We start from the raw sequence: 26,237 nt of genomic DNA on the forward strand, positions 1-26,237 counted from the left end.
CTCGCAGACCGGGCCGCGCAGAACCGCGAAGCAGGATGGGCACAGCGAGGTGTCGGTCAGTGCATCCCGCCGGGGCGGCCACATCGACGGTTCGGTATTCACAGAGGTTCCCCCTCGAAACGATCGTGGGACCACTGTGGCAGAAACCAGCCCCCACTGCCCGCCGCCCCTCCGGTAGCGTGGCCGCATGACCGACGCCGCCTCCCTCGCCGCCGCATCCGCTGCCGCACAGACCGCCACCTCTGCAGCCTCGACAACCGCGCCGTCGGCCGACGCGAGGGCAACGCCTGAGGGCGAGAGGGGTCTGCGCACGCACGTGGCCCCCGGCGCCCTCGTTCCGCTCGCAGGCATCGACGGCCCGCACCTCGCGGCCACCGCTTTCGTCGCAGACGGCGCACGCATCGTCGGACATGTGGCGCTCGCCGACTCGTCGAGCGTCTGGTACAACGCGGTCCTGCGCGGCGATTACAACTCGATCACGGTGGGGGAGGGCAGCAACGTCCAAGACGGTGTGGCCGTGCACGTGGATGCCGCGTGGCCCGTCGTCATCGGTCGCGACGTGTCCATCGGGCACAACGCCGTCGTGCACGGCTGCATCATCGGCGACACGGTGCTCATCGGCATGGGCTCGGTCGTCCTCAGCGGAGCCGTCATCGGTGACGAATCCCTCATCGCGGCCGGAGCCGTCGTCCTCGAGGGCACCCACATCCCGCCGCGCTCCCTCGTCGCCGGTGTGCCCGGCAAAGTGCGACGCACTCTCACGGATGAGGAGGTCGACGGCATCCGCCAGAACGCCGCCCGCTACGTCGGTAACGCCGAGCTCCACGCCCGCCGCTGATCACGCTGATGCCCGAAGGGGTACAGCCACGTTCCGCGTGGCGATGGGCGTTGCGGGGGCGTTGCTAGGGGCGTGGCGAGGCACGCTGCTGAGGGCGTTGCGAGGGTTGATCAGGGCGTTGCCAGGGACCCGCGGACCGAGCGCGTTGTGCCAGCGTCAGCTTCTCCGCGCGCCTCGAGCCCGTTTCTTCGCGAGGTGCTGCGCGCGCCAGCTGCCGCTCAGGCACACGAGGGTGGCCACGACGAGGGCGATGCCCAACCCGAATCGCGCCGTCGCGAAGGCGAACACGGCTCCCACGAAGATGAGCGCGCCCGCGATCGTCCACAGACCCGACCAGAAGGTCGCAGGAACTTTCAGCACGTTCTCTCGGTTTCTCGCTCAGGGGCATCTCACGGATGTCGCATCCGCCCGCTCGCCCTGTGCAGTGTCGTCGGCACTCAATAGGCTAAGCGCATGTGCGGACGATTCACGAACTCCCTCACGGGCGAAGAGCTCGGCGCCTACTTCGACGTCTCTGAGCTCGACGACTACGCCAACGCTCCGGCTTGGAACATCCGCCCCACCGATCCGGTGCCCGTCATCTTCGAGTCGCCGCGCCACACCGACGAGCGAACGGCTTCGGCAGAGGCAGCCGCCGCAGCCGCGTTCGACGCCCACGCCACCGAACGCGACGACCCGGATGCCGTGGTGCGCCGCCTCATGGCCGGTCGCTGGTCCCTCGTCCCCTCGTGGTCGAAAGAGCTGAAGACGAAGTTCCCCACCTTCAACGCGCGGTCGGAGACGGCCGCCGAGAAGGCCTCGTTCAAGAACTCGGTGCGGTCGAAGCGCGCGATCCTCCCGGCATCCGGCTATTACGAGTGGAAGACGGTCGGCAAGACCAAGACGCCCTATTACATCCACGACACCGACGAGCCGCTGTCCTTCGCGGGGCTCTATTCATGGTGGCGTGCGCCGAGCTCGGACGAGTGGATCCTGACGGCCACCATCCTCACGCGCGAGGCGGTCGGCGGTTTGCGCGACATCCACGACCGCACGCCCGTCACGCTGCCCCGGCACTTCGTCGACACGTGGCTCGACCCGACCATCGTGGGGGACCAGGGGCTCGTCGACGCCGCCGTCGAGGCGGCCACACCCGTCGCCGAAGCGCTCGACTTCCACATCGTCGGCCCCGTCACGGGCGACTCGCCCGACCTCGTCAATCCGCTCTAACGCCCGAGGATCGCACGCGTCAGAAACAGTGAACGTCCCCAGAAACAGTGAACGTCCCCAAAAACGCTGGAGGTCTCAGAAACACTGGAGGTCCCAGAAACACAACAGGCCGCCGATCTCGACGATCGGCGGCCTGTCAGCGTATTCGGAGGGGATGACGGGAATCGAACCCGCACCATCAGTTTGGAAGACTGAGGCTCTACCATTGAGCTACATCCCCGTGCCCGGCGAACCGGTGCCTGAACATACTATTACAGCCGCGGGCGTGCTGCGTGCCACAACCGCTGCGGCATCCCCCTAGACTAGACTTTCGAGGTCAATCAGCCTGCGTTCGCGCCCGGCGGTTGCCTCACCGAGTGTGTGACATTCGGGGCGTAGCTCAGCTTGGTAGAGCGCTCGCTTTGGGAGCGAGAAGTCGCAGGTTCGAATCCTGTCGCCCCGACCACACATGTCATCCTCGGCCCGAAACGCCCCACGCGACAACTGCCGCGTCGTTCCGGGTTCGAGTACAAGAGTTTCGAACACAGGAGATTGAACACGTGAAGTCCACGGTCGAACAGCTGAGCCCCACGCGCGTCAAGCTCGCCATCACGGTGACGCCCGACGACTTGAAGCCCAGCATCACGCACGCCTACGGTCACATCGCCGAGCAGGTCAACATTCCTGGCTTCCGCAAGGGCAAGGTTCCGCCCGCGATCATCGACCAGCGCGTCGGCAAGGGTGCGGTCCTCGAGCACGCCGTCAACGAAGGCCTCGACGGTTTCTACCGCGCCGCCGTCGAAGAGCACAGCCTCCGCTCGCTCGGTCGCCCCCAGGCCGACATCATCGAGTGGCCGAGCGACAAGGACTACTCGGGTGACCTCCTGGTCAACGTCGAGGTCGACGTCCGCCCCGAGATCGAACTGCCCGACTACTCCGGCCTGACCGTCGAGGTCGAGCCCGCCGAGATCACCGACGAAGACGTTCAGGAAGAGCTCGACCGCCTGCGCACGCGCTTCGGCACGCTCATCAGCGTCGACCGCCCCGCCAAGACCGGTGACTTCGCTCAGATCGACCTCGTCGCCACCATCAACGGTGAAGAAGTCGACCGCGCCGACGCCATCAGCTACGAGCTCGGCTCGGGTGAGCTGATCGAGGGCATCGACGAGGCCCTCGACTCCCTCACCGCCGGTGAGAGCACCACGTTCAGCGCCCCGCTGCTGGGTGGCGAGCACGAGGGTGAGCAGGCCGAGATCGCCGTCACCGTCACCGCCGTGAAAGAGCGCGAGATGCCCGAGGCGAACGACGACTTCGCTCAGATCGCCAGCGAGTTCGACACCATCGACGAGCTGCGCGAGAGCCTCAAGGGCCAGGTCGAGCGCCAGAAGGCCTTCGGCCAGGGCGCCGAGGCTCGCACCAAGCTCGTCGAACAGCTCGTCGAGTCCGTCGAGATCCCCGTTCCCGAGCAGCTCGTCGAAGATGAGGTGCACCGTCACCTCGAGGGCGAAGGCCGCCTCGAAGACGACGCCCACCGCGAAGAGGTTCGCATCTCCTCCACCGAGACGTTCCGTCAGCAGATGCTGTTCGACGCGATCGCCGAGGCTGAGAAGGTCCAGGTCAGCCAGGAAGAGCTCACCCAGTACCTCATCCAGGGTGCCTCGCAGTACGGCATGGAGCCCGGCGAATTCATCCAGGTTCTCGACCAGAACGGTCAGATCCCCGCGATGGTCGGCGAAGTAGCCCGTAACAAGGCCATCGCCGTCGTCCTGGGCAAGGCGACGGTCGTCGACACCACCGGCAAGGCCATCGACCTCACGGGCTTCGTGCCCGAGGCCGACGACGCCAGCACCGACGAGGTCAGCACCGACGCCGCCACCGACGAGACCAGCACCGACGCCGCCGAGAGCGACGCCGCGCCGGCCGACGAGGCTGCCGACGAGAAGCCCGCGAAGAAGGCACCGGCCAAGAAGCCTGCCGCCAAGAAGCCGGCCGCCAAGAAGGCTGCTGCTGCGGACGACGCAGACGCCAAGTAAGACCACGTTCGGCCTCACGGCCTGAACACCACGAATGCCCCCGGTTCACGCCGGGGGCATTCGTGCGTTCGGCCGGTCGAACGGCGCGGCGGCCGAGACGTGACGCTCGAGCATCCGACATGCACTCGATGCGGGCGCGACACGCCGCACCCGGCCGGAAGACCCGGCAGGGACACGGCAACGTCTGCCCACGGCGAACACGCCTGTTTGCCGACGTTAGCTCCTATAGATTCGATTCCAAGCGATAACTGAAATGGAGCGCGACATGGCCGAACCAGCACTGTCACCCAGTGTTTTTGACCGACTGCTGAAAGACCGCATCATCTGGCTCGGGTCAGAGGTGCGCGACGACAACGCCAACGAGATCGCCGCAAAGCTTCTTCTGTTGGCGGCTGAAGACTCCACCCGAGACATCTACCTCTACATCAACTCGCCCGGCGGTTCCATCACCGCGGGTATGGCCATCTACGACACGATGCAGTTCGTGCCGAACGACATCGTCACCGTCGGAATCGGTATGGCCGCCTCGATGGGTCAGCTGCTGCTGACCGCCGGCACCAAAGGCAAGCGCTACATCACGCCCAACGCCCGCGTGCTGCTGCACCAGCCGCACGGTGGCTTCGGCGGAACGGCGAGCGACATCCAGACGCAGGCTCAGCTCATCCTCGACATGAAGCGCCGCCTCGCCGAGATCACCGCCGCCCAGACCGGTAAGACGGTCGAGCAGATCAACCTCGACGGTGACCGCGACCGTTGGTTCAGCGCGCAAGAGGCCCTCGAGTACGGCTTCGTCGACCACATCCGCGAGTCGGCCACCGACGTCGCCGGTGGCGGCGGAACCGAAACGAACTGACTCACGAACTCGACGAAGGAAAACAGATGAACATCCCCACATTCGGTGGAAACGCCACGAGCTCGATGGGTCAGGCATCCGGCGTCCAGATGCCCGGCAGCCGTTACATCCTGCCGAGCTTCGAAGAGCGCACCGCCTACGGCTACAAGCGCCAAGACCCCTACGCCAAGCTGTTCGAAGACCGCATCATCTTCCTGGGTGTCCAGGTCGACGACGCGTCCGCTGACGACATCATGGCGCAGCTGCTGGTGCTCGAGAGCATGGACCCCGACCGCGACATCGTCATGTACATCAACTCGCCCGGTGGCTCATTCACCGCGATGACGGCGATCTACGACACGATGCAGTACATCCGCCCGCAGATCCAGACCGTCGTCCTGGGCCAGGCCGCCTCCGCGGCCGCCGTGCTCACCGCCGCCGGCAGCCCCGGCAAGCGTCTCGCGCTGCCCAACGCCCGCATCCTCATTCACCAGCCCGCCGTCGGCGAGGCCGGTCGGGGTCAGGCATCGGACATCGAGATCCAGGCCGCCGAGATCATGCGCATGCGCACCTGGCTCGAGGCCACGCTGTCGAAGCACTCAAACCGCTCGCAGGAGCAGGTCAACAAGGACATCGACCGCGACAAGATCCTCGGCGCCAGCGAGGCACTCGAGTACGGTCTGATCGACCAGGTGCTCACGAGCCGCAAGTCGCTTCCCGCGGCGATCGCTCAGTAAGACGAAACACCCGAGCTGGCACCCAGCACGGAGAGGGCCGGATGACGCGCACGCCGCGGCATCCGGCCCTCTGTCTCTGCCGCGCAGCGTCGCCTGACGGGGGCACACGCTGAGGGCGAACCGATTTGGTCGGCGGCCCGGCATGGCGCAGACTTTGACCACACACGACAGGCGCACCCCGGGCCGCGAAACCGCTCAGGCGGAACGCATCCGCCGCGCCGCGACCGACCGGCCAGGTTCGGGGCAAACACGCCGAATCGGGTTAGGCTCGACAGTACGCACAACCACGATCTAACTGCGAAAAGGGAGCGTGACGGGATGGCTCGGATAGGTGAGAGCGCCGATCTGCTCAAATGTTCATTCTGCGGCAAAAGCCAGAAGCAGGTTCAGCAGCTGATCGCTGGCCCTGGCGTGTACATCTGCGACGAATGCGTCGAGCTGTGCAACGAGATCATCGAAGAGCGCATGGCCGAAGCGGGCGAAGACGCCCCCGCCGGTGACTTCGAACTGCCCAAGCCCAAAGAGATCTTCGGCTTCCTCGACGAGTACGTAATCGGCCAGATGGCCGCCAAGCGTGCCCTCTCGGTCGCCGTCTACAACCACTACAAGCGCGTGCGCGCCCGCAACACGCTCACGGCGGCCGACCAGCTCGGCGACGACGTCGAGATCGCGAAGAGCAACATCCTGCTCATCGGACCGACGGGTTGCGGCAAGACCTACCTCGCGCAGACGCTCGCCAAGCGGCTCAATGTGCCCTTCGCGGTCGCCGATGCCACGGCTCTCACCGAAGCGGGCTACGTGGGCGAGGACGTCGAGAACATCCTGCTGAAGCTCATCCAGGCCGCCGACTACGACGTCAAGCGCGCCGAAACCGGCATCATCTACATCGACGAGGTCGACAAGATCGCCCGCAAGGCCGAGAACCCGTCCATCACGCGCGATGTATCGGGCGAGGGTGTGCAGCAGGCGTTGCTCAAGATTCTCGAGGGCACGGTCGCGTCGGTTCCCCCGCAGGGCGGCCGCAAGCACCCGCACCAGGAATTCATCCAGATCGATACGACCAACGTGTTGTTCATCGTGGCGGGCGCCTTCGCCGGACTCGAAGAGATCATCTCGTCGCGGGCCGGCAAGAAGGGCATCGGCTTCGGGGCTCCGCTCCACTCCAAGGGCGACGACGTCAACCTGTTCGGCGAGGTGCTGCCCGAAGACCTGCACAAGTTCGGCCTCATCCCCGAGTTCATCGGCCGTCTTCCCGTCGTCACCACCGTCACGCAGCTCGACCAAGAGGCGCTGATGGAGATTCTGACGGTGCCGAAGAACGCGCTCGTGCGGCAGTACCAGCGCATGTTCGAGCTGGATGGCGTCGAGCTGAACTTCGACAACGACGCCCTCGAAGCCATCGCCGACCTCGCCGTGCTGCGCAAGACCGGCGCCCGCGGACTGCGCGCCATCATGGAAGAGGTGCTCGGGCCCATCATGTTCGAGGTTCCCTCGACCGACGAGGTGGCCGAGGTCATCGTCACGCGCGAGACGGTGCTCGAGAATGCGGCGCCGACGCTCGTGCCGCGCCAGAAGCAGCGCCAAGACAAGTCTGCGTAAACCTCACCGTTCGAATGAGTGCCGCGCGAAGAAGGCCGGGAGATCATCTCCCGGCCTTCTCGCTGCGCTCAGCGAACGAGACGACGCACAGCGTCAGTGCTCGAGGCCGCGGCGGGAGAGCAGCGGCTCGATGACGGCGTCCCGGCCGCGGAACGCGCGGTACGCCTCGAGCGGGTCGGTACTGCCGCCGACGCCCAGGAGGAGGCGGCGGAACCGGTCGCCGTTCTCACGCGTCAGCCCGCCGTTCTCCTCGAACCACTCGACCGTGTCAGCATCCAGCACCTCGCTCCAGATGTAGGAGTAGTAGCCGGCGTCGTAACCGCCGGAGAACGTGTGCGCGAAGTACGTGCTCGAGTAGCGGGTCGGCACGGCGGGGTTGTCGAGGCCCACGTCGGCGAGGGCATCCGCCTCGAAGCTCTCGACGTCCCCCACGGCGTCGTCGGCCGTGATGCGGTGCCAGGCTTGGTCGAGCAGCGCGGCGGCAAGGTACTCGCTGGTCGAGTGGCCCTCGTCGAAGGCCGAGGAGGCTTGGATCTTCTCGACGAGGTCGGCGGGCAATGGTTCACCCGTGCGGTGGTGGACGGCGTAGTTCTCGAGCACCTCGGGCCACAGCATCCACATCTCGTTGACTTGGCTGGGGAACTCGACGAAGTCTCGGAACACATTGGTGCCCGAGAACTTGGGGTAGGTGACGTGCGCGAAGAGGCCGTGCAGGGCGTGCCCGAACTCGTGGAAGAACGTGTTGACCTCGTCGAAGCTGAGGAGCGTGGGAGAACCGGCCGGCGGTTTCGGCACGTTGAGGTTGTTGACGACGACGGGCGGCAGTCCGAGCAGCGTCGACTGCGACACCAGCGGGTTCATCCACGCGCCGCCGCGCTTCGAGTCACGTGTGTAGAGGTCGAGGATATAGAGGCCCAGCTCGGTGCCGTCTTCGTTGTGCACCTCGAAAACGCGGGCATCGGGATGGTAGGCCATCAGGTCGTGGCGCTCGGTGAAGGTCACGCCATAGAGCTTCGTGGCCGCGAAGAACACACCGTCGCGCAGCACGCGTTCGGCCTCGAAATAGGGCCGCATGGCCTGCGTGTCCACGTCGTACGTGGCCTGTCGCACCCGCTCGCTGTAGAACGCCCAGTCGTGGGCTTCGATGGCGAAGGGCTCGCCCTCGTGCTCGTCCACGATCTCCTGGAGTGCGGCCTGCTCGGCGCGGGCGTTACGGGCAGCCGGCGGTGCGAGCTGGCCCAGCATGCGCGAGACCGCCTCGGGGCTCTTGGCGGTCTGCTCGGCCGTGACGTATTCGGCGTGACTGTTGAAGCCGAGCAGTCGGGCGCGTTGGGCCCGCAGCCGCGTGATCTCCAGCACGAGTTCGCGGTTGTCGTAGGGCCCGCCGCGTCGGCCGCGGGCGCGGGATGCTTCCATGATGCGGTGGCGCAGCGTGCGCGATGTGAGGGAGGCGAGCACGGGATGTCCGGTGGGCAGCACGAGCGTGATGAGGTAGGCGTCGTCGATGCCGCGTTCACGGGCGGCCGCGGCCAGCGAGGCGATCTCACCCTCGCTCAGGCCGTCGAGCTCTTCCACATCGGTGACGAGGACGGCCAAGTCGTTCGTGTCGGCGAGCAGGTTCTTCTCGAAGCGCGTCGTGAGTGTCGACAGCGTCTGGTTGAATGCCCGCAAACGCTCTTTGCCGTCGTCGTCGAGGTTGGCGCCCGCGTGTTCGAACTCGGCGAGGTAGCGCTCGACGAGATAACGCGACTCGTCGTCGAGGGCGTCGGCCGACTGGGCGACGGCGCGCACCCGGGCGTAGAGCGCGGCATCCAGCATGATGGCGTCGTCGTGGGCCGCGAGACGGGGCGCGATCTCTTCCTCGAGAGCGTTGGTGGTCTCGGAGGAGTCGGAGGAGCTCTTGTTGAAGAAGACCGTGGCGACGCGGTGCAGGATCTGCCCGGCTCGCTCAAGAGGGATCATCGTGTTCTCGAACGTCGGCTCGTCGGCGTTGCTCGTAATAGCACGGATCTCGTCGAGGTGCGCCCGCATGCCCGCGTCGAATGCCGGTTCGTAATGTTCGTCGGCGATATCGGCGAACGGCGGCAGATAGTAAGGAAGCGGACTGGGTGCGATCAGGGGATTCGTCGTATCGGCCATCCCGCCAGCCTACGCCGCCGTCACATCATCGAGGCCGTCGGGCGGGGGAGTTAGTGTCGGAGTATGGCAACGATCGAACGGTATACCCACGGACACCACGACAGCGTTCTGCGCACCCACAGCTGGCGCACGGTCGAGAACTCGGCCGCCTTTCTGGTGCCGCACCTGGTGCCGGGCGCGTCGGTTCTCGATGTGGGATCGGGCCCCGGAACGATCACGGTCGACATCGGCCGCCGGGTGGCCGGTGGTCGCGTGGTCGGCATCGATTCCGCCGAAGACGTCCGTGACCAGGCTCAGGCCCTCGCCGACGACAACGGTCTGACGAATGTCGAATTCCAGGTGGGGGATGCCTATCACCTCGACTTCCCCGACGACACGTTCGATGTGGTGCACGCCCACCAGGTGCTGCAGCACGTCGCCGATCCGGTCGCCGTTCTGCGCGAGATGCGCCGTGTGACGAAGCCCGGCGGCGTGGTCGCGGCCCGTGACGTCATCTACGGCGGCGCTGTGTGGCACCCGCTCCTGCCGGGCCTGCGCAAATGGATGGATGTCTACCAGGCCGTCGCCCGCTTCAACGGCGGTGACCCCGATGGCGGGTCGAGCCTGAAGGCGTGGGCGATGGAGGCCGGTTTCGAGGACATCTCGACGGGCGCGTCCATCTGGTGCTTCGCGGATGACGCCGATCGCGAGTGGTGGGGCGGCAACTGGGCCGTGCGCGCCCTCGAGTCGAGCTTCGCGCCGCAGTCCATCGAGGGCGGTGCGGCCACGCTCGAGGACCTACAGGAGGTCTCCGAGGCCTGGAAAGCGTGGGTCGCCGACAAGACCGGCTGGTTCGCGATGCCTCACGGCGAGATCCTCGCCACGAAGTAGGGGGGACCGGCCGGCAAGGGCACCTCTAGAAAGCGCCCTCGTCGTCCTGATCATCGGCGCTGCGGATGGTCGCCGACTCGGGCCCCAGTGCCGACGCGGGCTGGTAGGTGACGGTGGTGCCGTCATTTAGCTCGACGACAGGTTTGCCCTCGAGCCAGGTCAGCGTCCAGCGCCAGCCGGTTGCGTCTGAGCCGCCGGCCGTGACCTCGGCCTCGACCGAGCGCACCGCCTCGGTGACGACCGAAGGCAGGCTGGCCGGAGCCTCCTGCCCGAAGGTCCAGCGTGTGCCGAGCTGCATGAGGCTAGAGCCCCATGTCGTAGGTCAGCCAGGTGGTGCGGGCGGCGACCTGGTCGTAGAGCTTCTGCGCGTCGGCGTTGTCTTCGGCGGTGACCCAGCGCACGATGCGGGCTCCGCGGGCACGGGCGGCCTCGCCGACGGCTTCGATGAGCTGCGTGGCGATGCCGTTGCGGCGAGCGTCGGGCTGCACGAACAGGTCGTCGAGGTAGACGCCCACCTCGCCGGCGAGCGGCCGGGCGAAACCGCGGTAGTGCGCGAATCCGACGAGCGTGCCGTCGGCGTTCTCGGCCACGAGGCCGTGCACATCGTGCTTGCCCTCGGAGATCCAGCTCCACACGAGCAGGGCCTTCTGATCGGTCACGGGGGAGTTGTAGAAATCGCCGTATTCGACGAAGAGCGGCAGCCACGAGAAGAAGTCGCGATCGCGCATGGGGCGGATCGTGACGGCTGCGGTGGGGGAAGCGCTGGTGCTCTCGGACATGGTGGTGCTCCTTAGCTGTCGGCCGGCGCGAGCACGATGTCCGTGACGGCCAGTTCGGCGGCGGTGATGAAGGTGAGGGTGTCGATGCGTCCGACGGCCTTGAGGTCGGAGGCGGCGCGCGCGAGCGATTCGGTCTGCTCGGCCGTTCCGGCGATGGTGGCCTGCGCCACCGGGGTCTTCTGCGAGGCTTTCGCGTCGGTCTTGGCGCGGCGGATGCTCGTCAACGCTTCTGACGCGAGCGTGAGCAGCGACGCATCGCCGTCGGGCAGCCCGTCGAACTCGGCCACGGTCGGCCACGCGGCCACGTGCACGGAGCCGTCGTTGAACCACGACCAGGCCTCTTCGGTGGCGAAGGGGATGACGGGCGCGAACAGTCGCAGCAGCACGCCGAGCGCTGTGCGCAGAGCGAGGGCGGCGGATGCCTGACCCTCGTGATCCTCGTCGTAGGCGCGTTCCTTCACGAGCTCGAGGTAGTCGTCGCAGAACGCCCAGAAGAAGCTCTCGGTGATCTCGAGCGCACGGGCGTGGTCGTAGGCGGCGAGGGCGGCCGAGGCATCCGCCACGACACGCTCGAGCTGCGCGAGCATGCTGGCGTCGATCGGCTCGGTGATCTGGGCACCCGCGGGCACCTCGAAACCGAGGATGAACTTCGAGGCGTTGAGCACCTTGATGGCCAGGCGGCGACCGATCTTGATCTGCGTCGGGTTCTGCGGGTCGAACGCGGCGTCGGTGCCGAGACGCGACGAGGCGGCCCAGTAGCGCACCGCGTCGGAGCCGTGCTTCTCGAGGATGTCGGCGGGCGTGACCACATTGCCCTTCGACTTCGACATCTTCTTGCGGTCGGGGTCGACGATGAAGCCGGACAGCGTGGTGTTCGTCCACGGCTTCTCACCGTATTCGAGCGTCGAGCGCAGCATGGTGCTGAACAGCCAGGTGCGGATGATGTCCTGGCCCTGCGGGCGCAGCGAGAAGGGGAAGACGAGGTTCCAGAGTTCTTCGTCGCGCTCCCAGCCGCCCGCGAGCTGCGGGGTGAGGGATGACGTGGCCCACGTGTCCATCACATCGACCTCGCCGATGAAGCCACCGGCCTGGCCGCGCTGCGACGCGTCATAGCCGGGTGCGGGCTCGGAGGACGGGTCGACGGGCAGCATCTCGCGCGTGGCCACGATGGGCTCGTCGAAGACGGGGTTGCCGTCGCTATCGAGCGGGTACCACACCGGGATCGGCACGCCGAAGAAGCGCTGGCGCGAGATGAGCCAGTCGCCCGAGAGGCCGCCGACCCAGTTCTCGTAGCGCACGCGCATGAAGTCGGGGTGCCAGTCGAGCTCCTGGCCGAAGGCGAGCAGTTTGGCGCGCAGCTCTTCGTCGCGTGCGCCGTTGCGGATGTACCACTGACGCGTGGAGACGATCTCGAGCGGCTTGTCGCCCTTCTCGAAGAATTTGACGGGGTGCACGATGGGCTTCGGGTCGCCGATGAGGCTGCCCTCTTCGCGCAGCAGCTCGACGATGGTTTGCTTGGCGCTGAAGACGGTCTTGCCGGCCAGCTGCGCGTAGGCGGCGAGGCCTTGCTCGCTCGTGATGACATCGGGTGCCTCGGCGATGATGCGGCCGTCGAAGCCCATGATCGCGCGGTTGGGCAGGTCGAGCTCACGCCACCAGATGACGTCGGTCAGGTCGCCGAAGGTGCAGATCATGGCGATGCCGGCGCCCTTGTCGGGCTGCGCGAGGTGGTGCGCCACGATGGGCACCTCGACGCCGAAGACGGGCGTCGTCACCGTCGTGCCGAAGAGGTGCTTGTAACGCTCGTCGTCGGGGTGGGCCACGAGGGCCACACAGGCGGCGAGGAGTTCGGGACGCGTGGTCTCGATCTCGACCGAACCGCCGTCGGCCTTCTGGAAGGCGAGGCGGTGGTAGGCGCCCGGCTGCTCTTTGTCTTCGAGCTCGGCCTGGGCCACGGCGGTGCGGAACGTCACGTCCCACAGTGTCGGGGCCATCGCCTGGTAGGCCTCGCCGCGCTCGACGTTGCGCAGGAACGCGAGCTGCGAGGTGAAGAGGGCCTCGTTACCGATGGTGCGGTAGGTCTGCGTCCAGTCGACCGACAGGCCGAGGGCCCGCCAGACGGCCTCGAACTGCTTCTCGTCCTCGACCGTGAGGCGCTCGCACAGCTCGATGAAGTTGCGGCGCGACACGGGCTTCTGGTCGGCGGCCTTGGTGGACTTGTTGTCGCCACCCTCGAACGGCGGCACGAAGTCGGCGTCGTAGGGCAGCGACGGGTCGCAGCGCACGCCGTAGTAGTTCTGCACACGGCGCTCGGTGGGCAGGCCGTTGTCGTCCCACCCCATGGGGTAGAAGACGCGCTTGCCCGTCATGCGCTGGTAGCGCGCCACGACGTCGGTGTGCGTGTAACTGAACACGTGACCGATGTGCAGAGAACCGGATGCCGTGGGCGGAGGCGTGTCGATCGAGTAGATGTCGTCGTGCGTGACGCCCGTGCGGTCGAAGCGGTAGACGCCCGACTCTTCCCAGCGGGTGCCCCAGGAAGTTTCGAGGCCCTCGAGGGCCGGTTTGTCGGGAACGCTCGCGGGCATGCTGTGACTCCTGATCGCTATGGGCGGCACCGTGTGTACGTGCCTGAGTGTGTTCTCTCCCACCAGCGTACCGATTCGTGCCCCACCGAGCACATCCGCCCTTTACGAGGCGTGCAGCGCGGGCTCCGCGACCTCGGAGTCGTCGGTTACGGCATCCCGAGCCGTGACGCTCGAGCGGCGCACCGCCCACGCTGACACGAGGGTGATAGCCGACATGACGGCGAGCACGACACCCGGGTGCCACCACGCCTGGCCCGTGGCCTGACCGAACGCCAGGGTCAGGGCGGGCACGAAGCCCGAGACGACGGCGGCGATGCTGTAGGCGATGGAGAGCGCCGAGTAGCGGTGTCGGTCGCCGAACAGGTCGGCCATGGTGCCACCGAGCGCCGCCCAGCTCATGGTGGGCAGAATGCCGCCGATGATCATGGTGCCGACGAGGATGCCGAACGTGGCCTGCTGCAAGACGAAATACATCGGGAACGCGATCAGCAGCGTGCCGAGCGCGCCATAGGCGACCACCCGGGCCGAGCCGATGCGTGTGGCCCACCATCCGAAGAGCGGGATCGTGACGAGCTGGAGGAGGCCGCCGATGGTGGTCGCGACGAGCAGGTTCTCGTAGGTGAAGCCCAGCACCGCGACGCCGTAGTTGATCGTGTAGGTGTTCATGAGCGAGTACGACCCGATGCCGAGGAGCGCCGTGCCGATGGCGAGGGCGAGCGCGGCGGGCTGCTCACGGAAGACGCGCAGCACCGGCATCCGCTCACGCTTGTCGTTCTTGACGAGGTTGGCGAACACGGGCGTCTCGTCGATCGACCAGCGCAGGTAGAGCGAGATGGCGACGAGCGGGATGGCGGTGAGGAACGGGATGCGCCACGCCCAGGCCACGATCTCTTCGGCGGGCAGGGCCGATGTCAGCACGAGGAAGAATGCGGCCGACAGGATCGAGCCGATGGGTGAACCCAGCTGGGGGAGTGCGGCCCAGAACGCGCGGCTCTTGCGCGAGGAATGCTCAGAAGCCAACAGGATGCTGCCACCCCACTCGCCGCCCAGCGACACGCCCTGCGCCAGACGCAGCAGCACGAGGATGACGGCGCCCGTCCAGCCGGCCATGGCGTAGGTCGGCAGCAGGCCGATGAGACCCGTCGCCACGCCCATGATCAGGATGGTGATGAGCAGGGTCTTGCGCCGGCCGATGCGGTCGCCCAGGTGCCCGAAGATGATGGCGCCGATAGGCCGCACCACGAAGCTCACGGCGATCGTCAGGAAGGCGGCGAGAGTCGCCCCGAACGGCCCCAACGGGTCGAAGAAGAGCGGTCCCGCGAAGAATGCGGCAAAGTAGGCGTAGATGTAGAAGTCGTACGATTCGAGCGCGGTCCCCACGAGGGATGCCACGGCGACGCGCCTGGCGGTTCGAGGGTTCGATGCCCGCACAGCGGTGGGCGAAGAGTGTGTAGTCGACACGAGCATCCTTAGCTAGAAAATTTGTACTCAATACATATACAGGATTGGTGAGCATTCGATGGGGTCGAAATATTCCGCATCCGTGGGAAGACCCAAACTGTCGTCGAAACAGATCCTCGAAGACGCCGCCGCCGAGCTCTTCCTCGAGCAGACCTACACGGGCACCACGATCGACCAGGTGGCGCGCCGGGCCGGCGTCAGCCGCAACACCTTCTTCAACTACTTCGGCTCGAAATCCGACCTCCTCTGGGTGGATGTCGACACCGCCCTCGATGCGCTCGACACGGCCCTCGCGTCGGCGGCCTCCACCGCAACTGCCGCCTCCGCCGCCACCTTCGCCGCTCGCATCGACACGGTCTGCGCGGCCCTCGCCGCCGTCGCTCACCAGCACCCGCACAGCCGCGTTCCCCTGGGCTTCACGCAGCGCGAGATCATGGGCACGTCTGCCGAGTTGCAGGCATCGGGCCTCATCCGGATGTCGCGAGCCATGTCCCTGATCGAGCGCTCGATCGGCACCCCCACGGTTCCCTCGGGCACTGACCCGCTCGTCGTGCGCTCCTTCGCGGCCGCCGTCGTCGCCGCGGCCGCCGCGGGAGCCATGCACTGGGCGAGCGCCGGCGTGGCACGCGGCGAGCTCTCCGACGACATCGAGCGAGCCATCCGCCCGGTGTGCTCGGGTTTCGGCGCCTGACGTCGTAGACTTGAGGCACAGGCGTCGATCCGGCCATCACCGGGAAGCCTTCGGAAGAAAACGCACCGGTTCGCCGGGGCGCCGGTAGAACCGAACGGGTGGGCCCGTCACAGCCGAATGAGCGGTTCTCGCGACAGCATCCGTCGCGGGGGCAAGCGAGGTGGTACCGCGTTGCGTGAGCGACGTCCTCGCAGGAGATGACCTGCCAGGAGAGACATGTACCCGCGCCGTGCCCAATCGGGCGATGCCCCCACGAATTCCGTTCCCGCGAACTCGGACGCCGCCGCATCCGCCGCCGCTGCTGACGCCAGCGCTGCCGCATCCGCTAACGGTGCAAGCGCTGCAAACGACGCCGCCGCGCCGAGCGACACCAAGCCCAGCGTGCCCGGAGCCGCCTTCGGCGTCACGCCCTCGCCGCGCTTCCCGGACATCGAGACCGACATCCTCTCGTTCTGGAAGGAAGACGGCACCTTCCAGGCGTCGGTCGACCAGCGCGCCGGCGACGACGAGTGGGTCTTCTACGACGGCCCGCCCTTCGCCAACGGCCTGCCGCACTACGGCCACCTGCTCACCGGCTATGCCAAGGACGTCTTCCCGCGCTTCCAGACCATGCGCGGCAAGCAGGTGCACCGCCGCTTCGGCTGGGACACCCACGGTCTGCCCGCCGAGCTCGAGGCCGAGCGGCAGCTGGGCATCACCGACAAGAGCCAGATCGAGGAGATGGGCCTCGCCGCGTTCAACGACGCCGCACGCTCCTCGGTGCTGAAGTACACCGACCAGTGGCAGGAGTACGTCACGCGCCAGGCGCGCTGGGTGGACTTCGACAACGACTACAAGACGCTCGACATCACCTACATGGAGTCGGTGATCTGGGCGTTCAAGCGCCTGCACGACAAGGGCCTCGCCTACGAGGGCTACCGCGTGCTGCCGTACTGCTGGCGCGACGAGACGCCGCTCAGCAACCACGAGCTGCGCATGGACGACGACGTGTACAAGATGCGTCAAGACCAGACCGTCACGGTCACGTTCCCGCTCGTCGGCCCGAAGGCCGAGACGCTCGGCCTCACCGGCGTGCGCGCCCTGGCGTGGACGACGACCCCGTGGACGCTGCCGACGAACATGGCCCTCGCGGTCGGCCCGGACATCGTCTACGCCGTCGTGCCCGCCGGCCCGAACGGCACACCCGACGCCACCGTGCAGCGTGAGGAATCCGACGGGGCTGCCGACGCCGCACTGAACGTCGAGGTCCTCGGCGGCGAATACCTTATCGCCATCGACCTGGTCGGCAACTACGCCAAAGAGCTCGGCTACGACTCGGCCGACGAGGCGAAGGCCTCGATCCGCCGCACGGTCGTCGGCCGCGAACTCGAAGACGTCTCCTACGACCGCCTCTTCGACTACTACGCCGACACCGAGACGTGGGGCACCGAGAACGCCTGGCGCGTGCTCGTCGCCGACTACGTCACCACCTCCGACGGCACGGGCATCGTGCACCAGGCGCCCGCCTACGGTGAGGAAGACCAGAAGATCTGCGAGGCGGCGGGCATCCCCGTCATCCTCTCGCTCGATGCGGGTGGACGTTTCGTCTCGGAGATCACCGAGGTGGCCGGGCTGCACTGGTTCGACGCCAACAAGCCGCTCACGCAGCTGCTGAAGGCCGAGGGCCGCCTGATGCGTCAGGCCAGCTACGAGCACTCCTACCCGCACTGCTGGCGCTGCCGCAACCCGCTCATCTACAAGGCCGTCTCGAGCTGGTTCGTGCGCGTGCCCGACTTCCGCGACCGCATGGAGAACCTGAACCAGGAGATCAACTGGGTTCCGGCCAATGTGAAAGACGGTCAGTTCGGCAAGTGGCTCGGCAACGCCCGCGACTGGTCGATCAGCCGCAACCGGTACTGGGGTTCGCCCATCCCCGTGTGGAAGAGCGACAACCCCGACTACCCGCGCATCGACGTCTACGGCTCGCTCGACGAGCTCGAGCGCGATTTCGGCGTGCGCCCCACTGATCTGCACCGCCCCTATATCGACGAACTGACGCGCCCGAACCCCGACGACCCCACGGGCCAGTCGACCATGCGCCGCATTCCCGACGTGCTGGATGTCTGGTTCGACTCGGGTTCCATGCCGTTCGCCCAGGTGCACTACCCGTTCGAGAACCGCGAGTGGTTCGAATCGCACAACCCGGCGGACTTCATCGTCGAGTACATCGGCCAGACCCGCGGATGGTTCTACCTCCTGCACGTGCTCTCGACCGCGTTGTTCGACCGCCCGGCCTTCACCAACGTCATCAGCCACGGAATCGTGCTGGGGAGCGACGGCCAGAAGATGTCGAAGTCGCTGCGCAACTACCCCGACGTCTCCGAGGTCTTCGACCGCGACGGCTCGGACGCCATGCGCTGGTTCCTCGTGTCGAGCTCGGTGCTGCGCGGCGGCAACCTCATCGTCACCGAGGAGGGCATCCGCGAGGGCGTGCGCCAGCTGCTGCTGCCGTTCTGGAACACGTGGTACTTCTTTGCGCTCTACGCCAACACCGCTCGTGAGGGCGGTTACGAGGCGCGCTGGGACGCGACATCCACGGATGTCCTCGACCGCTACATCCTGGCTAAGACGCGTGAACTCGTCGTCGACGTCACCGACAACCTCGAGAACCTCGACGCGACGATCGCGGCGGCCAAGCTGCGCGACTTCGCCGACGTGCTGACCAACTGGTATGTGCGTCGTTCGCGCGACCGCTTCTGGCAGGGCGTCGACGAGAACGGCGTGGGCCGCGAGGCCTTCGACACGTTGTACACGGTGCTCGAGACCCTCGCGCGGGTGGCGGCTCCGCTCATCCCGCTGGTGTCTGAGCGGGTCTGGAAGGACCTGACCGGCGGGCGCAGCGTGCACCTCGAAGACTGGCCGAACCCCGAGCGCCTGCCCGAGGATCACCGCCTGGTCGAGGCCATGGACCGCATCCGCCAGATCAGCTCCACCGCCCAGGCCCTGCGCAAGCAGGCGGGCCTCCGCGTGCGACTGCCCCTGGCCGAGCTCACGATCGTCACGGCAAACGCCGAGGCGCTGGCGCCGTTCGAGGGCATCCTGCGCGACGAGCTCAACGTCAAGCGCGTGAGCGTGGCCGAGCAGACCGGCGAGAGCGCGGCCGAGCACGGCATCACGTCGCGCCTCACGGTCAACGCGCGCGCCGCCGGGCCCCGTCTCGGCAAAAACGTGCAGCAGGTCATCAAGGCCGCTCGCTCGGGCGACTGGTCCGAGACCGACGGCGTCGTCACGGCCGGCGGTATCGAGCTGGTCGAGGGCGAATACGACCTCGTGCTCGAGACGCAGTCGGTCGACGGTGCCGAGAACGTGCTGGCGTTGCTGCCGGGCGGCGGTTTCGTCATCCTCGACACGCAGCTCACCCCCGAGCTCGAGGCCGAGGGCCTGTCTCGCGACCTCATCCGGGCCGTGCAAGACACGCGCAAGGCCGCCGGCTTCGAGGTCAGCGACCGCATCGAGCTGGGCGTCGTCTTCTTCGACGAGCGGGATGCCGAGGCCATCGCCCTAGCCCGCGCGAGTGTCGACGTGCCGGGCGAAACCCTCGCCACCTCGTTCGACGTCGCCTCGCCGTCGACCGGTTTCGACCTCGACGCGTCGAGCGCCGTCTCGCCCGCCGAATGGCTGCCCGTCGCGGTTCCCTTCGCTCCCGACTTCTTCCAAGATGTGAAGGCGGCTCAGTTCGCCAACGCGGGCCGCTTCGTGGTGGCCGTGCGCAAGACCGAAAGGAGCATCGATGTCTGATCGCTCATCCGCCGGTGACGGCCTGTTCTCGGATGACGCCGATCGCGCCGCCGGCGTCTACCAGGCGCTCATGGCCCGCTCGGGTGAGGGTTCGCCCCGCCCGCGCCTCGACGCCACGCGCCACGCGGTCGAACTGCTCGGTGACCCGCACCACGCCTACCCGATGATCCATCTCACGGGCACCAACGGCAAGACGAGCACGTCGCGCATCATCGAGAGCATCCTGCGCGCCTACGGGTTGCGCACGGGCCTCTTCACGAGCCCGCACCTGGTGTCGTTCAACGAACGCATCGTCATCGACGGCGAGCCGATCTCGGATGCCGCGCTGGCCGACAACTGGGACGATATCTCGCCCTACCTCGACATGACCGACGCGTGGCTCGCCGAACGTGGCGAGGGCCCGCTCACGTTCTTCGAGGCGCTGACGGTGCTCATGTTCGCGGCCTTCGCCGACGCCCCCATCGATGTCGCCGTCGTCGAGGTCGGCATGGGCGGCGAGTGGGATTCCACCAACGTCGCCGACGCCCGCGTGGCGGTCTTCACGCCCATCGACATCGACCACGTGCAGCGCCTTGGCTCGACCATCGCCGAGATCGCGCGCACCAAAGCGGGGATCATCAAGCCGGCCTCCGAGGTCGTGACGGCCGAGCAGAAGCCCGAGGCGCTGGCCGAGCTGCAGCGCGCCGCCGAACTCAGCGAGGCGAGCCTGGCGGTCGAGGGACGCGACTTCGAGCTGACCGGTGACACCGTCGCGGTCGGTGGCCAGATGCTGGCCGTCCGCGGCATCGCGTCCACCTACGAGGAGCTCTACCTGCCCCTCTACGGCTCGCACCAGGGCCAGAACGCGGCCGTGGCCATCGCGGCCGTCGAGACCTTCATCGGCTCGGGCGGCCACGCGCTGTCGGCCGAGATCCTCACCGAGGGTCTCGCCGAGGTCACGTCGCCCGGTCGCCTCCAGCTCGTCGGCACCGAACCGACGGTCCTCGTGGATGCCGCGCACAACCCGCACGGTGCGCTCTCGTTGCGCGTCGCCATCGACGAGTATTTCGACTTCGACGAGGTCGCGATCGTCGTCGGCGTGCTCGACGACAAGGATGCCGCGGGCATTCTCACCGCGCTGGGTCCCGTCGCCACGCGCCTCTACGTCACCGAATCCGAATCGGAGCGCGCCATCCCGGCCGATGCCCTGGCCGAGATCGCCCACGTCGCAACGGGTCTCGAGGACATCTTCGTGCTCGACCGCCTCGAGGATGCCGTGCAGAACGCCCGCCAATGGGCCGCCGAGTCGCCCAAGCGGCTCGTCGTCGTGACCGGTTCGATCACGGTCGTCGGCGAGGTCATCGATCTGGCGCGCGACGAGGAGTGGAAGCCGTGAGCGGAGTCTTCTCGGGCCGTGGCGGTGGTCGCGCCGGTCGCCCCCGCCGTCAGCGCAGCGTCACGGAACTCGTCGCCTCGATCGTCCTCGGCTTCGAAACCGTCGTGGTGTTCCTGGCCGCGCTCGTGATCTTCGGCCTGAAGGCGCTGCCGCCCGCTCCCGCGCTGATCGGCGGGGCCGTGTTCTGTCTGGCGCTGTTCGCGGCGATCGGGTTGCTGCACACGCGCGCCGGAATCATCCTCGGCTGGGTGCTGCAAGCCGCTATCGTGGCTACCGGCATCTTCGTGCCCGCCATGTTCGTGGTCGGCATCCTGTTCGTCGCGATCTGGGTGTACGCCATGTATGCCGGAGGACGCATAGACCGCAGAAACAACTCGCACAACACTCTGGAGACCGAATAATGGCCGTTCAAGAAACACTCGTCCTGGTGAAGCCCGACGGCGTCGCCCGCAGCCTGACCGGTGAGGTCCTGCGCCGCATCGAGGCCAAGGGCTACTCGCTCGTCGACATCAAGCTCGTCGAGGCCGAGCGCGAGCTGCTCGCTGAGCACTACGCCGAGCACGAGGGCAAGCCCTTCTTCGAGCCGCTCGTCGAGTTCATGCTCTCGGGCCCGATCGTCGCCATCCGCGTGGCCGGCGACCGTGTGATCGAGGGCTTCCGCGCCCTCGCCGGCACGACCGACCCCACGACCGCCCTGCCCGGCACAATCCGCGGCGACCTGGGCCGCGACTGGGGCCTCAAGGTGCAGCAGAACTTGGTGCACGGCTCCGACAGCCCCGAGTCGGCGGCGCGCGAACTGGCGCTCTGGTTCAAGTAGCCTTCTCGCCGAAAACGGCCGGTCTCCCTGAGGGGGAGCCGGCCGTTTTCGCGTGCGGGGGCGTCTACAGGAACGACAGGAAGTCGAGGCGCACCTGGGCGAGGATGGCGATCACCACGTAGCAGAGCACGGTGATGAGCGGCACCCATCCGGCCAGGGAGCGCGAGACGCGCCGCACCGATGCGCCGACGGGGATGTTGCCCGAGCCGAGGTTGTAGAGCGTCACCGCGAGGAACGCTGGAATCGTGACCGACCACGTCACCATGCACCACGGGCAGAGCGTGCCCAGCACGAAGATGCTCTGGCTGATGAGCCAGATGACGAAGACGAGGGCGCCGAGCAGCCCCACGTTGAAGGCCACCCAGAACCAGCGCGCAAATCGCGCCCCGGCCAGAATCGCCACGCCGACCGCGATGGGCGCAACCCACGCCCCCAGGCCGATCAACGGGTTGGGAAAACCGAAGAGGGCGCCCTGAGCCGACCCCAGGTTGGCGCCGCACTGCACGACGATGTTGAAGTCGCAGGATGCCGTCGAGCCCGGGTTCTGCAGCAGGTGGAACTTCTCGATCGTCAGCTGGAAGGCGGCGATCCAGCCGATGACACCCGCGATGATCAAGAAGATCGCGAGGCCACGGGGATGAATGCGCGCCGCGTCCTTCTCGGCGCCACCGTCTCGCGTGTCGTCGTCCGTGTCGATGTCGTCACCGACGTCGGGCGTGCGGCGGGCGTTTTCGGGGGAGCGGGCGGCTGTTTCTCGGGACACAGTCGGATTATGGCACGCGCGTTCGAGCCAACCCTTCGAATGTCGCGCACCCCGAGGCGTGTGCGTGCGATAATGGACGCGCACCGTCGGGGCCGCGCTCCGACAACGCATGATGTCTTTGCTGCACCGACCCTGAGTCGTCCGAATCGCACCGCGAGTGTTTCGCGAGCGAGGTGATACGGGGAAGAGTGCAGTTGTGTGCCGATCACGGTGATCGGCCGAAGGGTGACCAGAGCCACGTGGCCGGTTGCTGTGAGTGTTAACGAGTGGAACCGGCGCACCAGCGCTGCTCCACCAGAGATTTCCCGGCAGGGTGGCGCGGCCACTTCGCCGGATGAGGAGTGCACCAGTAATGGTGAAAAAGAATATTGATTCCAACTCGTCCGAATCTGGCGAGACCACCGCGAACGACGCTCTGAGCGACGCGAGCATCGAGACGCCCAACACCGAAGCGCCTGATACCGAAGCGCCCGGCACCGAGACGGCCGACGCCGAGGCGACCTTCGAGCGTGCGGGTTCGGCTGAAACCGCGCATGACGCGCCATCCACGGACGAGGCGCCGGCGGCCGAGACTCCCTCCGCCGAGACTCCCGGCGTCGAGACTAACGACCCCCAGGCGCCGTCTGACGCGAGCCAGTCGAGCTCCGCTCAGGTCGCTGACGCTGCCACGGCCACTGACGCTGCCGACGCAACCGCCGCTGTCGACGCAACCAGCGCTGTCGACGCAACCAACGCTGCTCCCTCTACCGATACTGCCGAGGTTGCTGACGCTGCGGACCTTGCTGACGCTGCTAACCCTGCCGACACCTCCGAGGTTGCTGAAGCCGCTGACACCCGGTCTTCTGTATCCGACACTGTCAGCGGTGATGACGCGACCGCATCCGCTTCGTCGTCCGCTGCTGCGGCTGCTGCTGCTGAGCCCGCGGTTTCCGGCTCGGAGCGAGGAGTGGTCGCAGGCGCAGAGACGCCGGCCGCGGCATCCACACCGGCTGCAGAGCCCGAGGCGGCCCCCGTGCCGTTCGTGTCGGCCCCCTCGACCGTGCTGATCTTCCAGGCACCCCCGGTTCTGCCGCAGGTGGCCGACGACCGTGACGACGACCGCGGATGGCGCGACCGCTCGGGTTCGAACCGTGACGACCGCCGCTCACGCGACCAGGGTGGCCGCAACGCCTCCGACCGCAACGCTTCCGATCGCACCGACCGCTACTCGCGGGACGACCGCGACCGTGACCGCGATGATCGCGACGATCGTTCTCGTGACGACCGCGCCCGCGAAGACCGTGCCCGTGACGATCGCGACCGCGACGACGACACCGAGTCATCCTCGGCCCGCCGCCGCAATCGCCGCCGCTCCGGCGAAGAAGACCGTTCATCGGGCGCCGAGCCGGCCAACACGGTCGTCAAGGTGCGCCAGCCGCGCGAACCCGAGCTCATCACCGAGCCGCAGCGCATCAAGGGCTCGACCCGCCTCGAGGCCAAGAAGCAGCGCCGCCGCGACGGTCGCGATGCCGGGCGCCGCCGCACGGTCGTGACCGAGGCCGAGTTCCTCGCGCGCCGCGAGTCGGTCGACCGCAAGATGGTCGTGCGCTCGAAGCACAGCCGCATCCAGATCGGTGTGCTCGAAGATGGCGTGCTCGTCGAGCACTACGTGGCCCGCAACCAGGACGCCTCGCTCATCGGCAACGTCTACCTCGGCCGCGTGCAGAACGTGCTCCCCAGTATGGAAGCCGCCTTCGTCGACATCGGGCGCGGCCGCAACGCCGTCCTCTACTCCGGCGAGGTCGACTGGGATGCTGCCGAGACCGGCAACCAGCCCCGCCGCATCGAGCTGGCCCTCAAGCCCGGCGACCGCGTCCTCGTGCAGGTCACCAAGGACCCCGTCGGCCACAAGGGTGCCCGTCTCACGAGCCAGGTCTCGCTGCCCGGCCGCTACCTCGTCTACGTGCCCAACGGTTCGATGAACGGCATCAGCCGCAAGCTGCCCGACACCGAGCGCGCGCGCCTCAAGAAGATCCTCAAAGAGGTCCTGCCCGACAACAACGGTGTCATCGTGCGCACCGCCGCCGAGGGTGCCACCGAAGAGCAGCTCACGCTCGACGTCAACCGCCTCATCAACCAGTGGGCCGAGATCTCGCGTCAGGTCGAGTCCGTGCAGGCACCCGCCCTGCTGCACTCCGAGCCCGACCTGCTGATCAAGATCGTCCGGGATGTCTTCAACGAGGACTTCCAGAAGATGGTCATCGACGGCGACGACGCTCGCGAGGTCATCGAGAGCTACCTGCGCGGAGTCGCCCCCGACCTGCTCGAGCGTGTCGAACGCTACGAGGGCCAGAAGGACTCCTTCGACGAGTATCGCATCAGCGAACAGATCGAGAAGGCGCTCGACCGCAAGGTCTGGCTGCCCTCCGGTGGATCGCTCGTCATCGACCGCACCGAGGCCATGACGGTCATCGACGTCAACACGGGCAAGTTCGTCGGTTCCGGCGGAAACCTCGAAGAGACCGTCACCAAGAACAACCTCGAAGCGGCCGAAGAGATCGTGCGCCAGCTGCGTCTGCGCGACATCGGCGGCATCATCGTCGTCGACTTCATCGACATGGTGCTCGAGAACAACCGCGATCTCGTCCTGCGACGCATGGTCGAGTGCCTCTCGCGTGACCGCACCAAGCACCAGGTCGCCGAGGTCACCTCGCTCGGCCTCGTGCAGATGACGCGCAAGAAGCTGGGCCTCGGCCTGCTCGAGTCGTTCTCCGAGCCGTGCGAGACCTGCGCCGGCCGTGGCGTCATCGTGCACCACGAGCCCGTGTTCAAGCACCGCCAGCAGCAGCAGACGCCCCAGCCGGAGCGTCGCCGCGGCGGCAAGGGCCAGAACGGCAACGGCAACAACGGCAACAACGGTTCGTCGAACAACAACAACGGCGGCAACGGCAGCAACAACGGCGGCGGCAACAACGGCGGTAACGGTGGCAACGGCAACGGGCAGAACGCTCTGAGCCAGGCCGCCAAGGCCGCGCACGCCATCACCGACGACGCCAAGAACGCTCTCGCCCAGATCGCCGCCAGCACGCTCGCGGCGCACCCCTCGGGTGACGAGGCAGCACAGGCGGAGCACGACGCTCAGGCGTCCGCGAACGGCGCGGCCGAGGCATCCACCGAGTCGAATGGCGACGCGTCTCGCCGGGACGCGCGGCAGGGTGGCCAGCAGGCCGGCAACGGTCAGCAGAACGGTCAGCAGCAGAACGGTTCCGGCGAATCGGCCTCCGAGTCGCCGCGCAAGAAGCGCAGCCGCAACAAGCGCGACAAGCAGCAGAACGACCGTGCGCCGCGTGACGAGCGCGGGGCCGAGACATCCACCCCGGATGCCTCAGCTCAAACCGAGTCTGCCGCCGCCCCTGTCGAGCGCTCCGCCGCTCCCGTCGAGGCTCCCGCGACCGAGGCCTCGAACCCTCCCCGCGAAGCCGCTCCCGAGCGCCAGGCCGAGCCCGCCCGCATCCTCGACCTGCCGATCGTGGCGAACAAGGTCGAGCGTCCGGCGCGTCGCAACGCCGACGACCTGCTCGGCTCTGTGCTCGACGCTCTGCCTGAGCCCAAGCAGCCCGGCCAGGGCCGCTCGAAGAGCCGTCGCGTCACCACGGCCGCCCTGCAGGGCACGCCGGTGCGTCACGAGCCCACGCCCGTGAAGCGCGCGGAAGACGCTCAAGACAACTAAACCCCGCGACGCTGCCCAGGGGATGCGGGAACGCACCTTCT

At 67.4% G+C, this 26,237-nt stretch carries 20 protein-coding genes and 2 tRNA genes; 14 read left to right on the forward strand and 8 right to left on the reverse strand.

Annotation, left to right across the window (positions count from 1 at the left end; translation table 11 throughout):
• The first annotated feature begins 187 nt into the window (after nt 1-187).
• Nucleotides 188-838 carry a gamma carbonic anhydrase family protein gene (locus ACUWEX_RS06815; RefSeq protein WP_445997519.1) on the forward strand — a complete coding sequence of 217 codons (651 nt, stop codon included), beginning with the start codon at nt 188-190 and terminating at the stop codon, nt 836-838.
• A 156-nt stretch (nt 839-994) separates the two neighbouring features.
• On the opposite strand, the gene ACUWEX_RS06820 is transcribed toward ACUWEX_RS06815, so the two are convergent.
• Nucleotides 995-1,198, reverse strand: coding sequence for a hypothetical protein (locus ACUWEX_RS06820; protein WP_079727411.1), 204 nt, complete (start codon nt 1,196-1,198; stop codon nt 995-997).
• Between the two features lie 93 nt (nt 1,199-1,291).
• Between ACUWEX_RS06820 and ACUWEX_RS06825 the strand changes: the two genes are divergently transcribed.
• Nucleotides 1,292-2,047: an SOS response-associated peptidase gene (locus ACUWEX_RS06825; protein WP_079727412.1), complete on the forward strand. Its 756-nt coding sequence runs from the start codon at nt 1,292-1,294 to the stop codon at nt 2,045-2,047.
• Nucleotides 2,048-2,196: 149 nt separating this feature from the next.
• Here the strand turns inward: ACUWEX_RS06825 and ACUWEX_RS06830 are convergent.
• A tRNA-Gly gene (locus ACUWEX_RS06830) sits at nt 2,197-2,267 on the reverse strand.
• A gap of 148 nt (nt 2,268-2,415) precedes the next feature.
• Here ACUWEX_RS06830 and ACUWEX_RS06835 point away from each other — a divergent pair.
• From ACUWEX_RS06835 to clpX, 5 genes are all read left to right on the forward strand, one after another.
• A tRNA-Pro gene (locus ACUWEX_RS06835) sits at nt 2,416-2,492 on the forward strand.
• 94 nt (nt 2,493-2,586) lie between these two features.
• Nucleotides 2,587-4,059 carry a trigger factor gene (gene tig / locus ACUWEX_RS06840; protein WP_445997520.1) on the forward strand — a complete coding sequence of 491 codons (1,473 nt, stop codon included), beginning with the start codon at nt 2,587-2,589 and terminating at the stop codon, nt 4,057-4,059.
• A 265-nt stretch (nt 4,060-4,324) separates the two neighbouring features.
• Nucleotides 4,325-4,912: an ATP-dependent Clp protease proteolytic subunit gene (locus ACUWEX_RS06845; protein WP_077053953.1), complete on the forward strand. Its 588-nt coding sequence runs from the start codon at nt 4,325-4,327 to the stop codon at nt 4,910-4,912.
• Between the two features lie 26 nt (nt 4,913-4,938).
• Nucleotides 4,939-5,628 (forward strand): ATP-dependent Clp protease proteolytic subunit, encoded by a 690-nt coding sequence (locus ACUWEX_RS06850; protein ID WP_079727414.1) that lies wholly within the window; start codon nt 4,939-4,941, stop codon nt 5,626-5,628.
• Between the two features lie 318 nt (nt 5,629-5,946).
• On the forward strand, nt 5,947-7,227 hold the full coding sequence (gene clpX / locus ACUWEX_RS06855; protein WP_079727415.1) for an ATP-dependent Clp protease ATP-binding subunit ClpX: 1,281 nt from the start codon (nt 5,947-5,949) through the stop codon (nt 7,225-7,227).
• A gap of 93 nt (nt 7,228-7,320) precedes the next feature.
• Here the strand turns inward: clpX and ACUWEX_RS06860 are convergent, their stop codons facing one another.
• Complete coding sequence (locus ACUWEX_RS06860) at nt 7,321-9,366, reverse strand: M3 family metallopeptidase (protein ID WP_445997521.1); 2,046 nt, start codon at nt 9,364-9,366, stop codon at nt 7,321-7,323.
• 63 nt (nt 9,367-9,429) lie between these two features.
• Here ACUWEX_RS06860 and ACUWEX_RS06865 point away from each other — a divergent pair, with 63 nt between their 5' ends.
• Nucleotides 9,430-10,236 carry a methyltransferase domain-containing protein gene (locus tag ACUWEX_RS06865; protein ID WP_445997522.1) on the forward strand — a complete coding sequence of 269 codons (807 nt, stop codon included), beginning with the start codon at nt 9,430-9,432 and terminating at the stop codon, nt 10,234-10,236.
• Between the two features lie 25 nt (nt 10,237-10,261).
• Here the strand turns inward: ACUWEX_RS06865 and ACUWEX_RS06870 are convergent, their stop codons facing one another.
• The 4 genes from ACUWEX_RS06870 to ACUWEX_RS06885 form a co-directional block, all read right to left on the reverse strand.
• Nucleotides 10,262-10,534 (reverse strand): hypothetical protein, encoded by a 273-nt coding sequence (locus tag ACUWEX_RS06870; protein WP_445997523.1) that lies wholly within the window; start codon nt 10,532-10,534, stop codon nt 10,262-10,264.
• A 4-nt stretch (nt 10,535-10,538) separates the two neighbouring features.
• Nucleotides 10,539-11,015: an N-acetyltransferase family protein gene (locus tag ACUWEX_RS06875; protein WP_445997524.1), complete on the reverse strand. Its 477-nt coding sequence runs from the start codon at nt 11,013-11,015 to the stop codon at nt 10,539-10,541.
• An 11-nt stretch (nt 11,016-11,026) separates the two neighbouring features.
• Nucleotides 11,027-13,603 (reverse strand): valine--tRNA ligase, encoded by a 2,577-nt coding sequence (gene valS / locus ACUWEX_RS06880; RefSeq protein ID WP_445997525.1) that lies wholly within the window; start codon nt 13,601-13,603, stop codon nt 11,027-11,029.
• Between the two features lie 102 nt (nt 13,604-13,705).
• Nucleotides 13,706-14,995: an MFS transporter gene (locus ACUWEX_RS06885; RefSeq protein WP_445997526.1), complete on the reverse strand. Its 1,290-nt coding sequence runs from the start codon at nt 14,993-14,995 to the stop codon at nt 13,706-13,708.
• 151 nt (nt 14,996-15,146) lie between these two features.
• Between ACUWEX_RS06885 and ACUWEX_RS06890 the strand changes: the two genes are divergently transcribed.
• The 5 genes from ACUWEX_RS06890 to ndk all read left to right on the forward strand — a co-directional run bounded on the left by ACUWEX_RS06890 (nt 15,147) and on the right by ndk (nt 21,724).
• Nucleotides 15,147-15,755 (forward strand): TetR/AcrR family transcriptional regulator, encoded by a 609-nt coding sequence (locus ACUWEX_RS06890; protein WP_445997527.1) that lies wholly within the window; start codon nt 15,147-15,149, stop codon nt 15,753-15,755.
• 216 nt (nt 15,756-15,971) lie between these two features.
• Complete coding sequence (ileS, locus tag ACUWEX_RS06895; protein WP_445997528.1) at nt 15,972-19,532, forward strand: isoleucine--tRNA ligase; 3,561 nt, start codon at nt 15,972-15,974, stop codon at nt 19,530-19,532.
• Nucleotides 19,525-20,907 carry a bifunctional folylpolyglutamate synthase/dihydrofolate synthase gene (locus ACUWEX_RS06900; RefSeq protein WP_445997529.1) on the forward strand — a complete coding sequence of 461 codons (1,383 nt, stop codon included), beginning with the start codon at nt 19,525-19,527 and terminating at the stop codon, nt 20,905-20,907. The genes ileS and ACUWEX_RS06900 overlap by 8 nt, the downstream gene beginning before the upstream one ends.
• Nucleotides 20,904-21,308, forward strand: a complete 405-nt coding sequence (locus ACUWEX_RS06905) for a DUF4233 domain-containing protein (RefSeq protein WP_445997530.1) — start codon at nt 20,904-20,906, stop codon at nt 21,306-21,308. The genes ACUWEX_RS06900 and ACUWEX_RS06905 overlap by 4 nt, the downstream gene beginning before the upstream one ends.
• On the forward strand, nt 21,308-21,724 hold the full coding sequence (gene ndk, locus ACUWEX_RS06910; protein WP_079727424.1) for a nucleoside-diphosphate kinase: 417 nt from the start codon (nt 21,308-21,310) through the stop codon (nt 21,722-21,724). Before ACUWEX_RS06905 ends, ndk begins: the two co-directional genes overlap by 1 nt.
• Before the next feature lie 64 nt (nt 21,725-21,788).
• Here the strand turns inward: ndk and ACUWEX_RS06915 are convergent, their stop codons facing one another.
• Nucleotides 21,789-22,367, reverse strand: a complete 579-nt coding sequence (locus ACUWEX_RS06915) for a vitamin K epoxide reductase family protein (RefSeq protein WP_268794191.1) — start codon at nt 22,365-22,367, stop codon at nt 21,789-21,791.
• Between the two features lie 472 nt (nt 22,368-22,839).
• On the opposite strand from ACUWEX_RS06915, the gene ACUWEX_RS06920 reads away from it, so the two are divergent.
• Nucleotides 22,840-26,196 carry an Rne/Rng family ribonuclease gene (locus ACUWEX_RS06920; RefSeq protein WP_445997531.1) on the forward strand — a complete coding sequence of 1,119 codons (3,357 nt, stop codon included), beginning with the start codon at nt 22,840-22,842 and terminating at the stop codon, nt 26,194-26,196.
• The last annotated feature ends 41 nt before the right edge of the window (nt 26,197-26,237 follow it).

The sequence above is a fragment of the Okibacterium fritillariae genome (genome assembly GCF_052783725.1).

Coding starts and splice junctions, on each gene's coding strand:
- clpX (WP_079727415.1), top strand. CDS start 5,947: ATGGCTCGGATAGGTGAGAGCGCCGATCTGCTCAAATGTTCATTCTGC.
- ACUWEX_RS06860 (WP_445997521.1), bottom strand. CDS start 9,366: ATGGCCGATACGACGAATCCCCTGATCGCACCCAGTCCGCTTCCTTAC.
- ACUWEX_RS06845 (WP_077053953.1), top strand. CDS start 4,325: ATGGCCGAACCAGCACTGTCACCCAGTGTTTTTGACCGACTGCTGAAA.
- ACUWEX_RS06870 (WP_445997523.1), bottom strand. CDS start 10,534: ATGCAGCTCGGCACACGCTGGACCTTCGGGCAGGAGGCTCCGGCCAGC.
- ACUWEX_RS06875 (WP_445997524.1), bottom strand. CDS start 11,015: ATGTCCGAGAGCACCAGCGCTTCCCCCACCGCAGCCGTCACGATCCGC.
- ACUWEX_RS06850 (WP_079727414.1), top strand. CDS start 4,939: ATGAACATCCCCACATTCGGTGGAAACGCCACGAGCTCGATGGGTCAG.
- ileS (WP_445997528.1), top strand. CDS start 15,972: ATGTACCCGCGCCGTGCCCAATCGGGCGATGCCCCCACGAATTCCGTT.
- ndk (WP_079727424.1), top strand. CDS start 21,308: ATGGCCGTTCAAGAAACACTCGTCCTGGTGAAGCCCGACGGCGTCGCC.
- ACUWEX_RS06900 (WP_445997529.1), top strand. CDS start 19,525: ATGTCTGATCGCTCATCCGCCGGTGACGGCCTGTTCTCGGATGACGCC.
- ACUWEX_RS06825 (WP_079727412.1), top strand. CDS start 1,292: ATGTGCGGACGATTCACGAACTCCCTCACGGGCGAAGAGCTCGGCGCC.
- ACUWEX_RS06920 (WP_445997531.1), top strand. CDS start 22,840: ATGGTGAAAAAGAATATTGATTCCAACTCGTCCGAATCTGGCGAGACC.
- ACUWEX_RS06815 (WP_445997519.1), top strand. CDS start 188: ATGACCGACGCCGCCTCCCTCGCCGCCGCATCCGCTGCCGCACAGACC.
- ACUWEX_RS06865 (WP_445997522.1), top strand. CDS start 9,430: ATGGCAACGATCGAACGGTATACCCACGGACACCACGACAGCGTTCTG.
- valS (WP_445997525.1), bottom strand. CDS start 13,603: ATGCCCGCGAGCGTTCCCGACAAACCGGCCCTCGAGGGCCTCGAAACT.